The sequence below is a fragment of the Streptomyces sp. NPDC094147 genome (assembly GCF_044764265.1).
GTDB lineage: Bacteria > Actinomycetota > Actinomycetes > Streptomycetales > Streptomycetaceae > Streptomyces.
Map to the genome: position 1 here is coordinate 26353 of NZ_JBIWHT010000012.1, position 19607 is coordinate 45959.

Annotated in this window: 13 protein-coding genes; 2 read left to right on the forward strand and 11 right to left on the reverse strand. The window is 72.8% G+C overall.

What is annotated here, in order from left to right; translation table 11 throughout:
* Positions 1 to 3: 3 nt before the first annotated feature.
* The 3 genes from ACIQ8J_RS19460 to ACIQ8J_RS19470 all read right to left on the reverse strand — a co-directional run bounded on the left by ACIQ8J_RS19460 (position 4) and on the right by ACIQ8J_RS19470 (position 6297).
* The gene (locus ACIQ8J_RS19460) at positions 4 to 1872 is read right to left on the reverse strand and encodes an acetolactate synthase large subunit (protein ID WP_403273010.1); all 1869 of its coding nucleotides are present in this window, start codon (positions 1870 to 1872) and stop codon (positions 4 to 6) included.
* 227 nt (positions 1873 to 2099) lie between these two features.
* A complete protein-coding gene (locus ACIQ8J_RS19465) occupies positions 2100 to 4973 on the reverse strand; it encodes a putative bifunctional diguanylate cyclase/phosphodiesterase (protein WP_403607890.1) in 2874 nt (957 codons plus the stop codon).
* Positions 4974 to 5355: 382 nt separating this feature from the next.
* The gene (locus ACIQ8J_RS19470) at positions 5356 to 6297 is read right to left on the reverse strand and encodes a 2-hydroxyacid dehydrogenase (RefSeq protein WP_403273008.1); all 942 of its coding nucleotides are present in this window, start codon (positions 6295 to 6297) and stop codon (positions 5356 to 5358) included.
* A gap of 74 nt (positions 6298 to 6371) precedes the next feature.
* Between ACIQ8J_RS19470 and ACIQ8J_RS19475 the strand changes: the two genes are divergently transcribed.
* Positions 6372 to 7385 (forward strand): aldo/keto reductase, encoded by a 1014-nt coding sequence (locus ACIQ8J_RS19475; RefSeq protein ID WP_403273007.1) that lies wholly within the window; start codon positions 6372 to 6374, stop codon positions 7383 to 7385.
* A 69-nt stretch (positions 7386 to 7454) separates the two neighbouring features.
* Positions 7455 to 8600 (forward strand): PQQ-dependent sugar dehydrogenase, encoded by a 1146-nt coding sequence (locus ACIQ8J_RS19480; RefSeq protein ID WP_403273006.1) that lies wholly within the window; start codon positions 7455 to 7457, stop codon positions 8598 to 8600.
* 15 nt (positions 8601 to 8615) lie between these two features.
* Here ACIQ8J_RS19480 and ACIQ8J_RS19485 read toward each other — a convergent pair whose 3' ends face one another.
* The 8 genes from ACIQ8J_RS19485 to ACIQ8J_RS19520 all read right to left on the reverse strand — a co-directional run bounded on the left by ACIQ8J_RS19485 (position 8616) and on the right by ACIQ8J_RS19520 (position 19509).
* The gene (locus ACIQ8J_RS19485) at positions 8616 to 11714 is read right to left on the reverse strand and encodes a helix-turn-helix transcriptional regulator (protein WP_403273056.1); all 3099 of its coding nucleotides are present in this window, start codon (positions 11712 to 11714) and stop codon (positions 8616 to 8618) included.
* A 138-nt stretch (positions 11715 to 11852) separates the two neighbouring features.
* Complete coding sequence (locus ACIQ8J_RS19490) at positions 11853 to 12029, reverse strand: hypothetical protein (RefSeq protein ID WP_403273004.1); 177 nt, start codon at positions 12027 to 12029, stop codon at positions 11853 to 11855.
* Positions 12030 to 12275: 246 nt separating this feature from the next.
* A complete protein-coding gene (locus ACIQ8J_RS19495; protein ID WP_403273003.1) occupies positions 12276 to 12866 on the reverse strand; it encodes a hypothetical protein in 591 nt (196 codons plus the stop codon).
* Between the two features lie 63 nt (positions 12867 to 12929).
* Positions 12930 to 13490: a GNAT family N-acetyltransferase gene (locus tag ACIQ8J_RS19500; protein ID WP_403273002.1), complete on the reverse strand. Its 561-nt coding sequence runs from the start codon at positions 13488 to 13490 to the stop codon at positions 12930 to 12932.
* A 34-nt stretch (positions 13491 to 13524) separates the two neighbouring features.
* Positions 13525 to 15729 (reverse strand): MMPL family transporter, encoded by a 2205-nt coding sequence (locus ACIQ8J_RS19505; RefSeq protein ID WP_403273001.1) that lies wholly within the window; start codon positions 15727 to 15729, stop codon positions 13525 to 13527.
* A gap of 170 nt (positions 15730 to 15899) precedes the next feature.
* Positions 15900 to 17171, reverse strand: coding sequence for an ABC transporter permease (locus ACIQ8J_RS19510; RefSeq protein ID WP_403273000.1), 1272 nt, complete (start codon positions 17169 to 17171; stop codon positions 15900 to 15902).
* On the reverse strand, positions 17168 to 17992 hold the full coding sequence (locus tag ACIQ8J_RS19515) for an ABC transporter ATP-binding protein (protein WP_403272998.1): 825 nt from the start codon (positions 17990 to 17992) through the stop codon (positions 17168 to 17170). The genes ACIQ8J_RS19510 and ACIQ8J_RS19515 overlap by 4 nt, the downstream gene beginning before the upstream one ends.
* Positions 17989 to 19509, reverse strand: coding sequence for a peptidoglycan-binding protein (locus tag ACIQ8J_RS19520; RefSeq protein WP_403272996.1), 1521 nt, complete (start codon positions 19507 to 19509; stop codon positions 17989 to 17991). The genes ACIQ8J_RS19515 and ACIQ8J_RS19520 overlap by 4 nt, the downstream gene beginning before the upstream one ends.
* Positions 19510 to 19607 lie beyond the last annotated feature (98 nt).

A 19607-nucleotide genomic window follows, 5' to 3' on the forward strand; every position in this document is an offset into this window, starting at 1 on the left:
CTCTCAGTCGTCTTCGTTGTCGCCGAAGTCGGGGCGGACGCCGCGGGCAGCCATGACTTCGTCGTTGGAGGTGCCGGCGGCGACCATCGGCCAGACCTGGGCGTCCTCGTGGACGATGAAGTCGATCACGACCGGGCGGTCGTTGATCGAGTTCGCTTCCTGGATCGCCTTGTCCAGGTCCTCGGGGCGCTCGCAGCGGATCGCGTAACAGCCCATCGCCTCGGACAGCTTGACGAAGTCCGGGACCCGGGTGCCGCCGCTGGGCTTGCCCTGCTCGGCGATGCCGTCCTCGGGGCCGGAGTGCAGCACCGTGTTGGAGTAGCGCTGGTTGTAGAACAGGGTCTGCCACTGGCGGACCATCCCGAGCGCGCCGTTGTTGATGATCGCGACCTTGATCGGGATGTTGTTGAGCGCGCAGGTGGTCAGTTCCTGATTGGTCATCTGGAAGCAGCCGTCGCCGTCGATCGCCCAGACCATCCGGTCCGGCTGACCGGCCTTGGCGCCCATCGCGGCCGGGACCGCGTAGCCCATCGTTCCGGCGCCGCCCGAGTTCAGCCAGGTGGCCGGGCGCTCGTAGTTGATGAAGTGGGCGGCCCACATCTGGTGCTGGCCGACGCCCGCCGCGTAGATGGTGTCCGCGTCCGCGAGCTCGCCGATGCGCTGGATGACGCGCTGCGGGGACAGCGTGCCGTCGTTCGGCTCGTCGTAGCCCAGCGGGTACGTCTCGCGCCAGCGGTTGAGGTCCTTCCACCAGGCGGTGTAGTCGCCCCGGTGGCCCTCGGAGTACTCGGCCTGGACGGCCTGGACCAGGTCGGCGATGACCTCGCGGGCGTCGCCCACGATCGGGACGTCGACCTCGCGGTTCTTGCCGATCTCGGCCGGGTCGATGTCCGCGTGGATGACCTTGGCGAACGGCGCGAAGCTGTCCAGCTTGCCGGTCACGCGGTCGTCGAAGCGGGTGCCGAGCGCGATCAGCAGGTCCGACTTCTGCAGTGCGGTGACGGCGGTGACCGCACCGTGCATGCCGGGCATTCCCACGTGCAGCGGGTGGCTGTCGGGGAAGGCGCCGAGCGCCATCAGGGTGGTGGTGACGGGCGCTCCGGTGAGCTCCGCGAGGACCTTCAGCTCGGCGGTGGCGCCGGCCTTCAGGACGCCGCCGCCGACGTACAGGACCGGGCGCTTGGCCGCCACGATCAGCTTGGCGGCCTCGCGGATCTGCTTGGCGTGCGGCTTGGTGACCGGCCGGTAGCCCGGCAGGTCGGTCTGCGGCGGCCACGAGAACGTGGTCTGCGCCTGGAGCGCGTCCTTGGCGATGTCGACCAGGACCGGTCCCGGGCGGCCGGTCGAGGCGATGTGGAAGGCCTCGGCGATGGTCCGCGGGATGTCCTCGGCCTTGGTGACCAGGAAGTTGTGCTTGGTGATCGGCATCGTGATGCCGCAGATGTCCGCCTCCTGGAAGGCGTCCGTGCCGATCGCCTTGGAGGCGACCTGGCCGGTGATCGCGACCAGCGGCACCGAGTCCATGTGCGCGTCCGCGATCGGGGTGACCAGGTTGGTGGCGCCCGGACCCGACGTCGCCATGCACACCCCGACCTTGCCGGTGGCCTGCGCGTAACCGGTGGCCGCGTGCCCCGCGCCCTGCTCGTGCCGGACCAGGACGTGACGGACCCGGGTGGAGTCCATCATCGGGTCGTACGCCGGGAGGATCGCACCGCCGGGGATACCGAACACGACCTCGGCCCCGACCTCCTCAAGAGAACGGATGAGGGACTTCGCGCCCGTGACGTGCTCAACGGTCGCGGACTGGTGTCCGCCGTTACGGGGCCGCGGCTGCGGATGGTGGGCCCCGGTGGCCTGCTCGGTCATCGGCATTCTCTTCTCGAAGCTGAGGGTTTATGCGGTGGTTTGATCGAGATCGCGGTGGTGCTTGAGGGGTGCCAGTGCAACAAAAAACCCCTCGTGCCGTGAGGCAAGCGAGGGGAGCGCGTCGGGTGCGGTCTGCGGAGCCTGCATGGGGCTCCGCTTCAGCCGACGCGCTTTCCAAGTACGAGAATTCGGGTGCGCATGGCATTGACCCTCCCCCCGGCGCGCAGGTGGTGTCAAGTAGGTGGGACGGGCGTCTCATTATTTGAGCTCAGCAGGGGCCGGGTCCGGCCGCTGAGCACGGGGAGCGCGGCCCCGCCCGGGACCGGGAACTCGCCGCGCACCAGGGCCCGCCGCAGCCGGTACTCGTCCAGCGGCCCGGAGAACGCCATGCCCTGCCCATGCGTACACCCCATGGCGCGCAGTGCCAAGACCTGTTCCGGCACATCGACGCCGTCGGCCACCGACTGCATGCCGAGATCGCAGGCGATCCTGAGCAGCCCGGCGGTGATCTTGTGCAGCCGGGCCGATTCGACCACGCCCTCGACCAGCCCCCTGTCCAGTTTCAGTACGTCGATGGGGAGCCGGCGCAGCGCGTTGATCGCCGCGTACCCGCTGCCGAAGCCGTCGAGCGCGATCCGGACGCCGAGTCTGCGCAGACCCACCAGGCGTCGCTCCAGCTCGTCGAAGGAGATCCTGGGGTCGCTGTCGGCGAGCTCGATGATCAGAGCACCGGAGGGCAGCCCGTGCCTGGTCAGCAGGGCTTCGAGGGAGCCGAGCGGCATCGACTTGTCGAGCAGCCGCCGGGCCGAGAGACGTACCGACACCGGGGCGTCGTGGCCCGCGCGCAGGCGTTCCGCGGCGCGCTCGACGGCCTCTTCGAGCAGCCAGCGGCCCAGCTCCGCGGCGCGCTCGCTCTCATCGGCGACCCGCAGGAATTCGGCCGGGGTGAACAGGATTCCCTGGGCTGATCTCCACCGCGCCTGGGCCGCGACGGCGGACACCTCGCCGGTGGTGAGGTCGACCACGGGCTGGTGCAGTACCGCGAATTCGCCCTCGTTCAGCGCGGTACGCAGCCGGGCCGCGAGCTCCGACTTGCGGACGACCTCGGCCTGCATCTGCGGCGCGTACAGCTCGACCCGGTTCTTGCCGCCGGACTTGGCGCGGTACATGGCGAGGTCGGCGTTGCGCAGCAGTTCCCCGGCGCCGATGCCCGGCTCGGCGAAGGCGACCCCGATGGAGGCGGCGACCCGCACGTCGTTGCCGTCGATCTGGTACGGCTGCGACAGGGTGAGGCGCAGCCGGTCGGCGATCTCTCTGACCTGGTACTCGCGGGCGGCGCGGTCGCGGGTGCCGTCGCCGAGGATCAGCGCGGCGAACTCGTCGCCGCCGAGCCGGGCCGCGGTGTCCCCGGCCCGTACGGACTCCTGGAGTCTGCGGGCGGCCTGGATGAGCAGTTCGTCGCCGGCCTGGTGGCCGATGGTGTCGTTGACCTGCTTGAAACCGTCGAGGTCGATGAAGAGCACGGCGGTGCCGGGGTCGGTGGTGCGGCGCCCGCCGAGCGCCTTGCGCACCCGCTTGGTGAACAGGGCCCGGTTGGGCAGGTCGGTGAGCGGGTCGTGCTCGGCGTTGTGCTCCAACTGCGCCTGGAGGCGCACCCGTTCGGTCACGTCGCGGCTGTTGAGAATGAGCCCGCCCTGGTGGCGGTTGACGGTCGACTCCACGTTGAGCCACTCGCCGGTCCCCGACTTGAAGCGGCATTCGATCCGCGTCGTGGGCTCCTCGGCGGGCGGCGCCGCCAGAAACCGGCGCACCTCGTGCACCACCCGGCCCAGGTCCTCCGGGTGGATGAGGGAGGCCAGTTCGGACCCGACCAGCTCCTCCGCGTCCCGCCCGTAGACGCCCGCGGCGGCCGGGCTGACGTACCGCAGTATCCCGGTGGGGGCGGCGATCATGATGACGTCGCTTGAGCCCTGCACCAGGGAGCGGAAGTGGTTCTCCTTCTGGGCCAGTTCATGGGTGAGCGCGATGTTGTCGAGCAGCATGATGCCCTGGCGGACCACCAGTGCGAGCACGACGGTGCAGCCGGTGAAGACGACCACGCGGTCGACCCGGCGGCCCTCGATGACGTTGTAGAGGATGCCCAGGGTGCAGACGGCGGCCGCGAGGTACGGCGTGAGCGCGGCCAGCGAGCTGGCGAGGGGGCGGGTCACCGGCAGGGCGGGCGAGCGGGGGGCGGCGCCCGGCGGGCCCGCGGCCCGGGGCGCGGCGACCGGCTGCGGCGGCGCGGCGGGGAATCTGCGCGCGCCCCAGGGGGCGTACGCGAGCAGCAGGGAGCCGGCGAACCAGCCCGCGTCGAGGAGCTGTCCCGAGCGGTAGTGCTCGCGCAGCAGCGGCGAGGTGAACAGGGCGTCGCACAGCACGGTCAGGGCGAGCGCCGCGATCGCGGTGTTCACCGCGGACCGGTTGGCCGACGAGCGCCGGAAGTGCAGCGCGAGCACCATGCTGACCAGGACGATGTCGAGCAGCGGGTAGGCGAGCGCGAGGGCGGCGTGGGCGGTGCTCTCGCCCGCGCCCTCCATGCGTGCGGTGTGCGCCAGCGCGAGGCTCCAGGACAGCGTGAGCAGGGAGCCGCCGATGAGCCAGGAGTCGAGGGCGAGGCAGACCCAGCCCGCCCTGGTCACCGGGCGTTTGGCGAGCACGAGCAGTCCGACGATGGCGGGCGGCGCGAAGCAGAGGAAGAAGAAGTCGGCGGGCGACGGCGTGGGTACGTCGCGGCGGAGCACCACCTCGTACCAGCCCCACACGCCGTTGCCGCAGGCGGCCATGGCGGAGGAGACGGCGAACAGCAGCCAGGCGGGCCGAAAACTGCTCTCGCTGCGGCCCGCGCCCCCCCGTGCGTACAGGAAGCAGGAGACCGCGGCGATCAGGGCCGCGCTGCAGAGGCCGAAGTCGCCCATGATCAGGGCGAGTTGATCGGAGCCCCAGCCCAGGAAGGCGCCGGTGCCGTATCCGGCGCAGATCAGGGCGAGCACGAGCTGGGAAACCACGCCGGCCCCGCCACCGCCGGACACCGGCGGCCGGCCCAGGATCGCTCCCGGGGCGCTCACCGGACCGCTCCATGCCACCGGGCGCGGGCCCGGCCCGCGCTCCGGGACCCGGCGCCGCGGCCCCACGGGGCGTACCGCTGCGTGGTGTTCGCCGTTCCGCCGCTTGTCGCTGTGGCGTGCGTCGCTGCGCCGCGGTGGAATGCTGCGCGATGCGCGCGGCGGGCCTGCCGCAGCCGGTTCCACCGCGTCGGATCGTTCGTCCATTGGCCGTGCATCGCCCGTCGCCCCCCTCGCAGTGATCGCTCCCCCGCGCCGAGACACACGGCGCAGCCCCCGGTCGGGACGATACACCAGTCTCGTCACTCAGGGACATAGCCCCTCTACGCTCAGTGACGGTCAGGAGTCAGGCGGGCACCGTGTGCACCCGTACTGCTCCGGAGCGTCACCGACCCGTTGTCAGAACGACGTTCGCCAGCGGTTCCCCGGCCGCGAAACGGGTCAGCTGAGCCGCGAGCAGACGCTTGGCGCGGGGCGGGAAAGCGGAGGTGGAACCGCCCACATGCGGGCTGATGAGGACATTCGGAGCGTGCCACAGGGGGTGCCCGGCGGGCAGCGGCTCGGGGTCGGTGACATCGAGTGCCGCGCGGATGCGGCCCGACTCCAGCTCGGCGAGCAGCGCCTTGGTGTCCACGACGGGCCCGCGCGCGACGTTCACCAGGAGCGCCCCGTCCTTGAGCCGGGCCAGGAAAGCGCCGTCCACCAGCCCCTTCGTCTGCTCGGTCAGCGGCGTGGAGAGGATGACGACGTCCGCTTCCGGGAGCAGTTCGGGCAGATCGGTCAATGCGCGCACTTCGCCGCGCTCCGTTGTGCGCCAGGAGCGCGCGACGCGCGCCACCCGCGCGCACTCAAACGGCGCGAGCCGGTCCTCGATGGCGGCCCCGATCGACCCGTACCCCACGATCAGAACCGACTTGTCGGCCAGCGCCGGATAGAAACCGGACCGCCACTCCTCCTTCTGCTGCCCCTGGACGAACCCGGGGATCCCGCGCAGCGAGGCGAGGACGAGGGTCAGGGCCAGCTCGGCGGTGGACGCCTCGTGGACACCGCGCGCATTGCACAGGAGCACGCCAGGCGGCAGCAGGCCGAGGCCGGGCTGTACGTGGTCGATGCCGGCGGTCAGCGTCTGCACGACCCGGACGCCGGTCATCGCGGCGAGCGGGCGCACCGCGACCCGCGTGCTCTTCATGTACGGGACCACGTAGAAGGCGCAGTCGGCGGGGTCGGCCGGGAAGTCGGGGCCGCCGTCCCAGAACCGGTAGTCGAGGGACCCGGGCAGGCCCTGGATCCCGGCGGCCTCGAAGGGGAGCCAAACGTCTGCAGTCATGGTCAGGAGGCTATGCGAAGGGCGGTCCTGACCAGAGGTTAGTTTGGGGAGCGACGAGGGAGGGATCCGGGCAGGTGGAGCGCAGGACAATCGGTGCGGGGGCCCTGCGGGCGGGTGCGATCGGGCTCGGCTGCATGCCGATGAGCTGGGGGTACGCCCGCTCGCAGCAGGACCTGGAGCGCTCGCTGCGGGCCGTGCACGCAGCCCTCGACGCCGGCTCTGACCTGCTCGACACGGCCGACATGTACGGGCCGTTCACCAACGAGCTGCTGATCGGGCGGGTGCTGAAGGAGCGGCGGGACGAGGCGTTCGTGGCCACCAAGTGCGGGCTGCTCGTGGGCGTCGACCGGCATGTGGTCGCCAACGGCCGCCCCGGGTACGTGCGTCGGGCCTGCGACGCGTCGCTGCGGCGCCTGCACACCGATGTCATCGACCTCTACATGCTGCACCGCGTCGACCCCGAGGTCCCCGTCGAGGAGACCTGGGGGGCGATGGCGGAGCTGGTGACGGCGGGGAAGGTGCGGGCGCTGGGGCTCAGCGCGATGGGGGCGCGGGCGGTGCGGCGGCCCGGGTCCTGGGCCGGGGTGTACGGGCTGCACGAGGGCCGGTACGAGGAGACGGTCCGGCTGCTCGAACGCGTTCAGCAGGTCTTCCCGGTCGCGGCGGTGCAGGCCGAGCTGTCCGTCTGGTCGCGGGAGGCGCTGGACGCGCTGCTGCCGTGGTGCACGGTCCGGGGAGTGGGCTTCCTCGCCGCGATGCCGCTGGGGAACGGGTTCCTGACGGGCACGCTCACCCCTGGGCAGGGGTTCGAGCCGGACGACATCCGGGCCCGGCATCCCCGCTTCACGGCGGAGATGATGGCGGCGAACCAGCCCGTGGTGGCGGGGCTGCGGCGGGTTGCCGCACGGCACGGGGCGACGCCGGGGCAGGTGGCGCTGGCGTGGCTGCTGAGGCAGGGGCGGCAGGTGATTCCCGTGCCGGGGGCGAAACGGGAGGAGTGGGTACGGGAGAACGCCCTGGCGGCGGCCCTGCGCCTGACCTCGCGGGACCTGACGGCTCTGGCCGCGCTGCCGGCGGCGCGGGACTGACCGGAGCCGCACGGGTGGGCGGAGCCCCCAGAATGGAGGCCTGCCGACCCCGTCGAAGGGAACCGCACCGTGCGACGAACCTCCGTCGTCACCGCCCTCGCCGCCGCCACGCTCGTGCTCGCGGCCGGCTGCTCCTCCGGGGCCGCGCAACCCTTCCCCCGCGCCACCCCCGGCTCCACCACGCCCCCGGCCGCGGAACCCGGCACCCGGCTCCCGCCCGCCAAGGGCTCCGTGAAGGTGGCCAGGACCGTCACGGACGGGCTGAAGGCGCCCTGGGGCATCGCGGCCCTCCCCGAGGGCGGGCTCCTCGTCGGGTCCCGGGACGACGGTTCCGTCGTACGCGTCGACACCGAGAGCGGCAAGAAGACCGCCGTGGGCAGCGTGCCCGGCGTCGACCACCAGGGCGAGGGCGGTCTGCTCGGGCTCGCCCTGTCCCCCTCGTACGCCTCGGACCACCTCGTCTACGCGTACTTCACCACCGAGTCCGACAACCGCATCGCCCGGATGATCTACGACCAACAGCGCCCGGAGGGACAGCAGTTGGGGGCGCCGGACACCATCCTGCGCGGCATCCCCAAGGGGCACAACCACGACGGCGGGCGCATCGCCTTCGGTCCGGACAAGATGCTGTACGCCGGGACCGGCGAGACGGGCGACCGGGCGCTCGCCCAGGACAGGAAGTCGCTGGGCGGGAAGATCCTGCGGATGACGCCCGACGGGCAGCCCGCGTACGGCAACCCGGAGGCGGACTCCGTCATCTACTCCTACGGCCACCGCAACGTCGAGGGCCTCGCCTGGGACGGCCAGAACCGGCTGTGGGCCTCGGAGTTCGGGCAGGACACCTGGGACGAGCTCAACCTCATCGAGCCCGGGAAGAACTACGGCTGGCCCATGGTGGAGGGGAAGGGCGGCAAGGCGGGGTACGTCGATCCCGTGGTCCAGTGGAGGCCGTCCGAGGCCTCGCCCAGCGGGATCGCGTACGCGGACGGCTCCGTGTGGATGGCCGCGCTCAGGGGCGAGCGGCTGTGGCGCATCCCGCTCGCCGGCACCAACCCGCTCGCGGCGCCCGAGGCCTTCCTGACCGGCCAGTACGGACGGCTGCGCACCGTCGTTCCGGCCGGGCCCGGCAAGCTCTGGCTGCTCACCAACAACACCGACTCCCGCGGCAGGCCGAAGCCCGGCGACGACCGCATCCTGGAGTTGGACGTCACCTAGGGGGGCGCGAGCGGGTCAGGGAGCGGCCTTGATCGCCACCTTCTCCGCCTTCGCCGGGAACAGGTTCAGGCGGTGGGCCAGCGCCGCCGCCTCCCCCCGGCCCGAAACCCCCAGCTTGGCCAGGATGTTGGAGACGTGGACGCTCGCCGTCTTCGGGGAGATGTAGAGCTCCTCGGCGATCTGGCGGTTGCTGTGGCCCGCCGTGACCAGGCGCAGGACGTCCTGTTCGCGGCTGGTGAGGCCGAGCGCTTCGGCCGGGTCGGCGGGCTCGTCGGGCAGCACGGGGTCCGGGGCGGTCAGCGGGACACGGGCCCGGCGGGCCAGCAGCTCCAGCTGTTCGCTCAGCGGGCGGGCGCCGAGGCGTACGGACTCGGTGTGGGCCTGGCGGAGCAGCGAGGCGATGGTGTCGCGGTCGCCGCCCTCGGCGAGCAGCGCGGCGGCCCAGCGGTGGCAGATCCGGGCCAGCTCATGGGGACGTTCGAGGGGCTGGAGGGCGACGACGGCCGCCTCCCAGCGGGCCGCGGAGTCCCGGCCTTCGGCGCGGTCCAGTTCGGCGGCGACGACGAGGGCGAGCGCCGCGCACCAGGGCACGGCGATGGGGAGCCGTTTCGCCGCCGCACGGATCGTGTCCAGGGTGGCGGCCCGGCCCGGTTCGGCCGAGGGAAGGCCTCGTACGTCGGCCTCCACGGCCGCTGCGGCGGCGAGCAGCGGCCAGGCGTAGCGCTGGGTGCCGGGCGGGAAGCCGGGTTCGACGGCGCGGGCGAGTTCGGCGCGGGCGTCGGCGATGCGGCCCTGCGCGGCCGCGATGCCCAGGCCGATCCGGGCCAGCGGTATGGCGTGCTGGGCCATCGGGTCGTAGCTGCCGAAGGCCGCGTGGGCCTCGGCAAGGGAGGCCGCGGCGGACTCCGACTCGCCCCGGAGCAGCGCGAGATCGGCCCGGCGCATCAGGGCGTTGCCGAGCGGCTTGCTGCTCACGGCGGTGCGCTGGACCCGCTCGATGGAGTCGACGGCCTCGTCCCAGCGGCCGAGGTTGAACAGGGTCTCGGCACGGTTGGCCTGCACCCAGGCCTCGTTGTCCAACAGGCCGTACTTCTGGGCCAGTTCGACGCCCGCTTCGGCGATGCGCACCGCTTCGGCGGAGCGGCCGATGGACTCCAGGCTGGAGGCGAGGTTCACATGGCCGCGGCCCGCCTCGGCGACCAGGCCGAGTTCGAGGGAGCGGTCGATGACGGCCCGCATCATGGCGAGCCCGTCCTCGGCCGAGCCGGAGTCGACCATGAGGCCGCCGAGGGTGAGCCGCACATTGAGCTCGATCTCCTCGGCCTGCACCAACCGGGCGTACTCCACGGCCCGTTCGGCCTCGGCCAGGGTTTCCGCGCCGGGCTTGTGCAGCATGCCCCAGCCGGCCGAGGTGGCGAGGACCTCGGCGTGCACGGCCGACGGCGGCAGCCCGCGCACCAGCTCCTGCGCGGTGGCGATCTCGGCCCAGCCGTCGCCGCGCCCCAGGTTCTGCACCAGGCGGGAGAGCTGGATCCAGAACCACGCGGCGCGCAGCGGGTCGCTTCCGGAGGGGCCTTCGTTCTCGGCGTCGATGAGCCGCAGGGCCTTCTTGGCGATCTTCATGGCGCGTTCGCGGTCGCCGCAGAACCGGGCGGCTTCGACGGCCTCGGCGAGCAGGTCGAGGTAGCGCAACGGCGCCGCGGCCTCGGGGTCGCAGCCGCAGGCCGGGTAGGAGCCCGCGTGGTCGAGCGGCCGGAGCCCGTCGCGTATCTCCTCCGGGACGGAGTCCCACAGCTCCATGCTCCTGGACAGCAGGCGCAGTTGCTCGGCGTAGGCGTGTCTGCGGCGGGCCTCGACGGCGGCGCGCAGCACCACGGGCAGCGCCTTGGCGGCGTCGTGCGCGAGGTACCAGTAGGTGGCGAGCCGGGTGGTCTGCTCGTCGGCCCGGACGAGCGAGGGGTCTGCCTCCAGCGCTTCGGCGTAGCGGCGGTTGAGGCGCGAGCACTCGCCGGGCAGCAGGTCGTCGCTGACTGCCTCGCGGACCAGGGAGTGGCGGAAGCGGTAGCCGTCGCCGTCCGGCGCGGGCAGCAGGATGTTCGCGCCGACGGCGGCCCGCAGGGCCTCGATGAGCTTGTCCTCGGGGAGCCGGGCGACCGCGGCGAGCAGGGGGTATTCGACGGTGGAGCCGCCTTCGGCGACGACCCGCACCACCCGCTGGGCGTCCTCGGGCAGGCTCTCGACGCGGACGAGCAGCAGATCGCGCAGGGAGTCGCTCAGGTCCGGGCAGCCGCCGTGGGGGTCGTGGCAGACGACGAGTTCCTCCACGAAGAAGGCGTTGCCGTCGGAGCGCGCGAAGATCTCGTCCACCAGGCGCTGTTCGGGTTCGGCGGCCAGGATTCCGGTGAGCTGGTGGTGCACCTCGGCGCGGTTGAAGCGGGCGAGCTCGATGCGCCGTACGGTACGCAGCCGGTCGAGCTCGGCGAGCAGCGGGCGCAGCGGGTGGCGGCGGTGGATGTCGTCGGCGCGGTAGGTGGCGACGACCACGAGGCGGCCGCGCCGCAGGGTGCGGAAGAGGTAGGCGAGCAGGTGGCGGGTGGAGGCGTCCGCCCAGTGCAGGTCTTCGAGGACGAGGACGACGGTGCGGTCGGCGGCGATCCGCTCCAGCATCCGCACGGTGAGCTCGAAGAGCCGCGCGGTGCCGTCCTCGCGCGGGATGTGCCGTCCCGTGTCGGCCAGTTCGGGCAGCAGCCGGGCCAGCTCTTCCTCCTGGCCGTCGGCCGCGGCGAGGAGCTCGTCGGGCAGTTGGCGGCGCAGGGCGCGCAGCGCGGCCGAGAACGGGGCGAAGGGCAGCCCGTCGGCGCCAACCTCGACGCAGCCGCCGATGGCGATCACGGCGCCCGCCGCGCGGGCGGCGCCGGTGAACTCCTCGACGAGCCGGGTCTTGCCGACCCCGGCCTCGCCGCCGATGAGCAGCGCCTGCGGCTCTCCCCCGGGGCCTTCGGCCAGGGAGGTGCCCCCGGCGGCGCGGGCGAGCGCTTCGTTCAATACCGTCAGCTCACCGGCTCGGCCGACGAACACGGGGCTGACTGACCTGGTCTCCACGCTGCCGAGCATCGCACAGGCCTCTGACAACGCGGCACCGGACGGTCCGTCCCCGGCTGGGGAGGCGGCCCCGGAGGAGGTCGGGGCGGCGGCCGGGGACGGAATCCCGGGGCGGGTCGGGGTGGTCGTCATCGCGGTCGGCCGGGGCACTCAGGCGGCCCGTACGAACCGGTCCCGCAGTGAACTCACCCGCCCCTCCGGCCCGTTGTCGCCGGTCCGGCGGCCGAAGCGGCGCCCGGCCCGGCGGGCCTGGTTCACCAGGCGCTCGCGGTCGGCGCGGCGCAGCAGCTCGGTCTCGCGGGACTTGTGCATCTCGTACTCGAACATCTCGGTACTCCTGGGTTGCGATCCGGTTGGGGTCTTCCTCGCTCGGGCCCGGTGTTCCGGGCTCCTTGCGATGCCTCAACTCTCGTCTCCCAGGGGCCTCTCCCGCATCGGGCGAGTGCCGCATCTGCACGCACCCGCTGCCTTAGGCGGCCCGGATACCGGGCAGGTCCCGCCTAAGGCAGGGGGCTGAGTGCCTTAGGCGGTGTCCCGACGGCGGTGATCCGCCGGACACCCCCTAGGCATGCCTCAGCCCTTGGCGCTCGGCAGGGCCGCGAACAGGTCCAGGTACATGGCCGCGGAGATCAGCAGCCCGAGCACGCCGAGAACGACTCCGGCCAGGGCGACGGCCTTGACCCACACCGGCTGGTCGGCGCGGCCGGGGGTGCCGAACGCGGGCCGGGCCAGCGCGCAGCCGCCGACGACCAGGGCGAGCAGCGCGAAGACACCGTTGACCAGGGCGGTGGTGTGCCAGGAGTTGCCGTAGATCTCCTGGATCTGCTGGGCCGCGGTGCTGCTCTGGGCGGTTTTGATCTGCCCGATCAGGGTCTGCCGCTCGGAGAGCGTCTTGCCCATCCAGGTGCCGCTGAGCGACACCGCGCCGAGCGCGCCCGCGACGACGGCCGCGGCGCCCGTGCCGAATCCGGCCCGCGCGGGGGCGGGCTCGTCGTCCGGTTCCGCGTCGAGCCCGTCGTCCTCCGCGTCGTGCGCTTCGGCGGACTCGGGGGCCGCTTCGGCGGCCTCTCCCCCGGTGGTGGACGCGGCCTCGGTCTCGGTCTCGCCCTCCGTCTTGGGCTCGGTCTCGGCGTCGGTCTTCGTCGTGGCGGGGGTGGCGTTCATGCCCGGCACGCTAGGTGCCGTTTCTGAGAGGCCGCTGAGAGCTTCCTTAACGCCCCGCCCGTGTCAGCGCCCCGCCCGTGCCGTACGCCAGTCGTCGGCGAGCACCGACCAGATCTCGCTGTCGTGGCGCACCCCCCGGTAGGGGTAGCTCTCGCGGAGCACCCCGTCGCGGACCATGCCGAGCCGCTTGGCGACGTTGATGCTCGCGGTGTTCTCGGCGGACGTCACCCATTCGACGCGGTGCATGCCCCGTACGTCCACAGCCCAGTCGATCAGCACCCGGATCGCGCGGGTGATCAGGCCCCGTCCGACGGCGCTCTCCTCCAGCCAGCAGCCGACCTCGCAGTTGCCCTGCCCGGTGTCGAAGATCCGGAACAGCACGCCGCCGACGAGGGTGCCGTCGGCCCAGATCCCGTACAGGCGGCCGGAGTCGGCGGCGGCCTTGTCGGCGTACGACTGGAGGTAGGAGCGTGCCGAGTCGAGGTCGGCCACGATGTCGGGCAGTTGGATGTGGGTGCCGATGTAGTCGCGGCCCCGGTCCATGTGGGCGAGGAACTCCTCGGCCTGCCACGGCTCAAGGGGGCGCAGTTCGGCCCCGTCGTCTCCCAGCGCCTTTGTGAACATCCCGCTCCTAAACCTCTGCGTACGCCATCGGTTGCTACGGCACCGGCTGGTCCGCCCTTTCGGCCGCCCGCCGCCCCGGAATCGTCGCACGGCGGCACTCGGGGGCCTCGATGCTGATCCGTGGGAGCCGTCGGTCCAGCCAGGCCGGCAGCCACCAGTTGGCGCCGCCGAGCAGATGCATGAGGGCGGGGACGAGGAGGGTGCGCAGGACGAAGGCGTCGAGGGCCACGGCCGCGGCGAGCGCTATGCCGAACATGGCGATCACTCGATCACCGCTGAGAACGAACGCGAGAAAGACCGAAATCATGATCACGGCCGCGGAGTTGATCACGCGGCTGGTCTCGGCGAGGCCGACCCGGACCGCCCGCCGGTTGTCGCGGGTCTCCAGCCACTCCTCGTACATGCGGCTGACCAGGAACACCTGGTAGTCCATGGACAGGCCGAAGAGCACCGAGACCATGATCACGGGCAGGAACGGTTCGATCGGGCCCGATCGGCCGAGGCCCATGGACTCGCTCCCCCAGCCCCACTGGAATATCGCGACGACGATGCCGAAGGAGGAGGCGACCGCCGCCACGTTCATCGCGGCCGCCTTGAGCGGAATCCCGATCGAACGGAAAGCGATCAGCAGCAGAACGCACCCCAGCGCGATCACCACGCCGACGAACAGCGGGAGTTTGCCCACGATGATCGCCGCGAAGTCGTCGTAGCTGGCGGTCACCCCGCCCACGTGCGCCTTCAGGGAGCTGCCCCGCTCGGCCGCCGGGAGCACCTCGTGGCGCAGCCGGTCGACCAGGGCGCTGGTGCGCTGCGACTGCGGTGCCGAGTCCGGCACGACGGTCAGGACGGCGGTGCTGCCGCTGCCGTTGTACGTCACCGGGCTCACCGATGCGACGCCGCCGGTGGCGCGCAGCACGTCCGGCAGCCGGTCCATCGCGAGCCGGTCGCCGGGGCCTTCGAGTTCGGCGACCACGGTCAGCGGCCCGTTCACGCCGGGCCCGAAGCCCTCCGCGAGGAGGTCGTACGCCTGGCGCGTGGTCGTCCTGGCGGGGTTGTTGCCCTGGTCGGAGGTGCCCAGGTGCAGGGAGAGCGCGGGCAGCGCCAGGGCCAGCATCACCACGGCGGCGACCGCGCCGAGCAGCTTCGGACGGCGTTCGACGAACTCGGCCCAGCGGGCGGCGAACCCGGTGGGCTGCTCGGGCCGGGGGCCGTGTTCGGCGAGCCGGCGCCGTTCGCGGCGGCTCAGCGCCCGCGTCCCGATGAAGGACAGCAGGGAGGGCAGCAGCGTGATGGAGGCGGCGACGGTCAGTACGACGGTGAGCGAGGCGGCGACGGCGACGCCGTTGAGGAAGCCGAGCCGCAGGATGAGCATGCCGAGCAGGGCGATGCACACGGTCGCGCCCGCGAAGACGACGGCCCGCCCGGTGGTCGCGACGGCGGCGCGCGCCGCGTCCTCGACACCGAGGCCGCGCCGCAGTCCGCGCCGGTGCCGGGTCACGATGAACAGGGCGTAGTCGATGCCGACGCCGAGCCCGATCAGCATGCCGAGCATGGGCGCGAAGTCGGCGACGGTCATGGCGTGGCCGAGCAGTCCGATGCCCGCGTACGCGGTGCCGACGCCCACCAGCGCGGTGGCGATCGGAAGCAGACTGGCGGCGAACGAGCCGAAGGCGAGGAACAGCACGACGGCCGCGACGACCACCCCGACGACCTCGCTGAACTGCGGGGACGGAGCCTCGGTGAGCGCCACGGCGCTGCCGCCGAGTTCGGCGTCGAGGGAGGCGGAGGCGGCGGACCTGGCGGTGTCGACGACGGCCTGGGCCTGAGCCTTGGGGATGTCGCCGGCCTGCCGGTCGAAGGTGACCGTCGCATAGGCGGTGCGTCCGTCGGCGCTGATCTGCGCCGCGCCCTGGGAACCGTACGGGCCGGACACCGACGCGACCCCGGGGAGCTTCGCGACCTGTGCGAGCGCCGCGGTCATCCGGTGCCGTACGGCGCTGTCGCGGACGGAGCCTGAACCGGTGTGCCAGACGATCGAGTCGGTGTCGCCGCCCCGGCCGTGGAAGCCGGCGTCGAGCAGGGCGCTCGCGCGGCCGGACTCGGTACCGGGAGCCTCGTAGTCGTTGGAGTACGCCGTACCGGCGACGGCCGCGGCGGCGGTGGTGGCGCCCAGCGCGAGGAGCCAGAGCAGTACGACGACGAGGCGGTGCCTGACGCACCAGCGCGCGAGGGCGGCCAACGTGAGTGCTCCCGGTTGATTTTGTGGCTCTTTGACCGGGAACAGCCCGCAAAGAACGGAGGCGCGCAGGAACTGCGCGTCAGCCACTCTGGCAGCCAATAGTGATCGTTTGCCCGCTTCGTGGCCTTACTCACAGGGCCTTCCCCCTCAGGGGGGCTAATGGCCCATGCTCAGCGGCGAAGGGCTTCGGCGGGTTCGATGCGGGCGGCGCGCAGCGCGGGGTAGGCGCCGGCGAGCAGTCCGGTGAGAGTGCCGATCAGCGGCGCGGGGAGGGTGGTCCAGGGGTCGAGGATGGCCGTCCAGTGGTGGGCGAGGGCCACCGAGAGGGTCACGACGATGCTGACGGCCGTGCCGAGCAGGCCGCCGAGGGTGCCGAGCGCCGCCGATTCGGTGAGGAACTGGGCGGCGATGTGGCGGGGCCGCGCCCCGAGCGAGCGGCGCAGACCGATCTCCCCGGTGCGCTCCAGGACGGAGACCAGGGTGGTGTTGGCGATGCCTACGGTGCCGATGATCAGGGTGATGCCCGCGAGCAGCAGGAAGAGGGAGTCGAGGCTGCCGGTGACGCTGTCCTGGAGCGCGTGGGGCTCGGGCGGCGGCACGGCCTGGAGGTGGTCGGGGCGGTCGGGACGCAGGGCGAGCGGGGCCTGCTTCGCGATGAGCCGGGCGGCGCCGACGCGGGTCTGGATGAGCATGGTGGCGGCGTAGTCGGGCGCCGGGTCGCCGTAGTCGGCGCGGGCCGTGCGGTCGGGGATGATCACCGACAGCAGCAGGTCGGGGAGGCGTTCGACGTTCCCGAGGATGCCGACGACGGTGTACGGGGTGCCGTTGATGAAGACGGCGGGCTGGGCGGCGAGGTTGCTGATGCCGAGGTGGCGGGCGACGGCCGAGCCGATGACGGCGACGTGCATGCGCCTGCTGTCGTGGAAGGTGTTGTAGAGGGTGCCGCCGCCGAGGGTGGGGCCGACGGCCTGGAGGAGGCCGGGGCTCGCGGCGTACACGGTCAAGCCCTCGGAGCCGGTGGCCGCCGCGGCGGCGGGTCCGGAGCGGGTGGAGACGGCGGGCGGGGTCTTGAACACCTGCCAGTACGTTCCGGCGTGGACGGCGCCGTTGAGGCGCTCGGCGCGCTGGTCGGCGTCGTCGGAAAAGTCGTAGCGGGTGGTCGCGGCCGCCTGTTGCGCGGGGTCGGGGGCACCGACGTCCTTGACGGTGACCTGGGTGGCGGCGAGCACCGTGAAGTCGGAGCTGATCTGTCCCCGGGCGGTGGCGGTGAGCCCGAGAATGGCCACGAACGCGCCGACGCCGAGCAGGGTGCCGAGGATGGTCAGGGCGGTACGGGCGGGCCGTTGCAGGATGCCCGCGACGGATTCGGCCGCCAGGTCCCTGAAGGCCAGGCGGGTGCGGGGAATGTCCGGATGGCGCGGGCGCCGCGCGGCTCGCCTCACGCCGGGCTCCTCGCGTCCGCGCGTCCGCCGCGCCGGGCACCCAACTGGCCGCTGTCCTGGGCGAGTTCGCCGTCCAGGATGGTGAGGGTGCGGCGGGCGCGGGCGGCGACGGCCGGGTCGTGGGTGATGACGACGAGGGTGATGCCGCTCGCGTTGAGCGCGTCGAGGGTGTCCATGACGCGGCCGGCGGAGACGGTGTCCAGGTTGCCGGTGGGCTCGTCGCAGAGCAGCAGGCTGGGGCGGTTGACGAGCGCGCGGGCGATGGCCACGCGCTGGCGTTCGCCGCCGGACATGGCGGAGGGCAGCGCGTCGAGCCGGTGCCCGAGTCCGACGGTGAGCAGCGCGGCCACGGCTTCGGCACGGCGCCGGGCGCGCGGGGTGCCGAGGTAGACCTGGGCGAGCATGACGTTCTCGGTGGCGGTGCGGTAGGGCAGCAGGTGGAAGGACTGGAAGACCAGCCCGATGCGGTGCCCGCGCAGCGCGGTCCGGTCGGCCTCGGGAAGGCCGCCGGTGTCGATGCCGTCGAGCCGGTAGTGCCCGCCGGTGGGCCGGTCGACGAGCCCGACGACATTGAGCAGCGTCGACTTCCCGGACCCGGAGGGGCCGACCACGGCGATGTACTCGGCGCGTTGGACGGTGAGGTCGGTGGGCCGCAGGGCGTGCACGGGCGGCGGCCCGGGGTAGGTGCGGGCGGCACCGGCCAGCTCGATGACGGCGGGGGTGCGGTCCGTGCCGTACCCGGCGGGGCCTGCCTCAGGAGCGGCGCCGTCTGCGCCGGGGCCTCCGGCTGGGGCAGCGCCGTCCCCGGCTCCCGCCCTCACTGGCCCACCACCACCGCGTCCCCGGCGGCGAGCCGGAAGCCCGGCCCGGCCGTGACGGCCACGTAGCCGTCGGCGTCCATGCCCGCGGTGACCGGGACGCGGCGCTGGGGGCCTCCCGCGTCGCGTACGGACACCGAGGTGCGGCCGTCGGCGCCCGCGCTGACCGCGGTCGCCGGGACGACGAGGACCGGCCCGTCGCTGGACGCGGCGGTGACGGTCACGCGGACGTCCAACCCGAGCCAGGGCGCGGGGAGTTCGGTGGCCGGGGTGATGGTGAGCGGGTACCCGGCCCGCGCCTGCGGGGTGTCGCCGCTGTTCTGCCCGCCGCCGGTGGAGCCGTTCTGCCCGCCGCCCGAACCGCCGTTGCCACGGACGCCGTTGGGGACGCCCGTGGTGTACGCGCCGAGTGCGGTGATGGCGCCCTTGGCCTCCTGGCCGAGCACTTCGGCGGAGAGCTGGACCTTCATGCCCTCGCGCAGCGCCGACTTCTGGTCCTGGGTGAGGACGGCCGTCACGACGGGCCGCCCCGAGTCGACGGTGAGCAGCGGCGGCGCGACGGCGGAGCCGACGGCGCCGTTGACGGCCGAGAGCCGGGCGGGAAACGCGGGTACGAAGGTGAATTCGGCGAGCGGGAGCATCACTCCGGTGCGGGCGACGAGGTCGCCGAGTGCCTTCTGAGCTGTCGTCAAATCCTGTTCGGAGTAGTCGAGTTGGGTGGCCGCGGCGCCGATCGCGGCGGCCCCCTTGGCCGTGTCGCGGGTCGCGCGGGCGGCGGTGACGGCGCGCTGCGCGGTGGTGACGGCCTGCCGGGCGGCCGTGAGCGTCTGCTGGTCGGCGGCGCCGTGCGGGCCGCCGGTGTTCGGCGGGTCGTAGCCCCGGTCGGCGTAGAGCGCGGCGACGGCGGTCTTGGTGTGCGGGCCGAAGGAGCCATCGGGGTCGCCGTCGGCGTACCCGAGGCGGCGCAGCGCGTCCTGGAGTTCGCCGACGTCCTTGCCGGTGTCGCCCGGTTTGAGGTCGCGATAGGCGGGGACCGCTCCGGCCAGCGCGATCACGGGACGCCCCGACACCTCGACCAGGACATCGCCGGGGGCCACGGCGCTGCCGGTCTTCTTGCGGATCCCGGTCAGGACCGGCGTCCCGGCCGCGCCCTGCGACTGCCCTTGTACGGGAGTGAAGCTGACGCTGCCGCCCGCGGTGACGGTGCCGCGCAGGATCACCGACTTGGTGAGGATCCGCTGCTGCACGGGAGCGGTGAGCACGGTGGGCTCGGGGGCCCGGCGCGCGGCGGCGTCCTGCTCGGGCGAGCGGACGAAGACCGAGGCGACGAGCCCGCCGACGGAGAGCAGCGCGGCGCCCGCGGTGACGATCAGCAGAATGCGCTGACGCCTGATCAGAGCCGATGCGGTGCCCGGAATTTCAGGCTCCGGGGAACGTGGTGCGGGCACGGCCGGCCGGACTTCCGGCTCGGAGTCCAGGACAGTCGGAATCCCCGATTCGGGCACGGAACTGTCTGCCATTCGGTCCGCCTGCCAGGTAGCCGCCCGGTCCGATCGCGGGATCGGGCGTCAGCTTGATGTCCTCGCCGAGGCCCCGTCAAGAGGGAATTCCTTCGGAC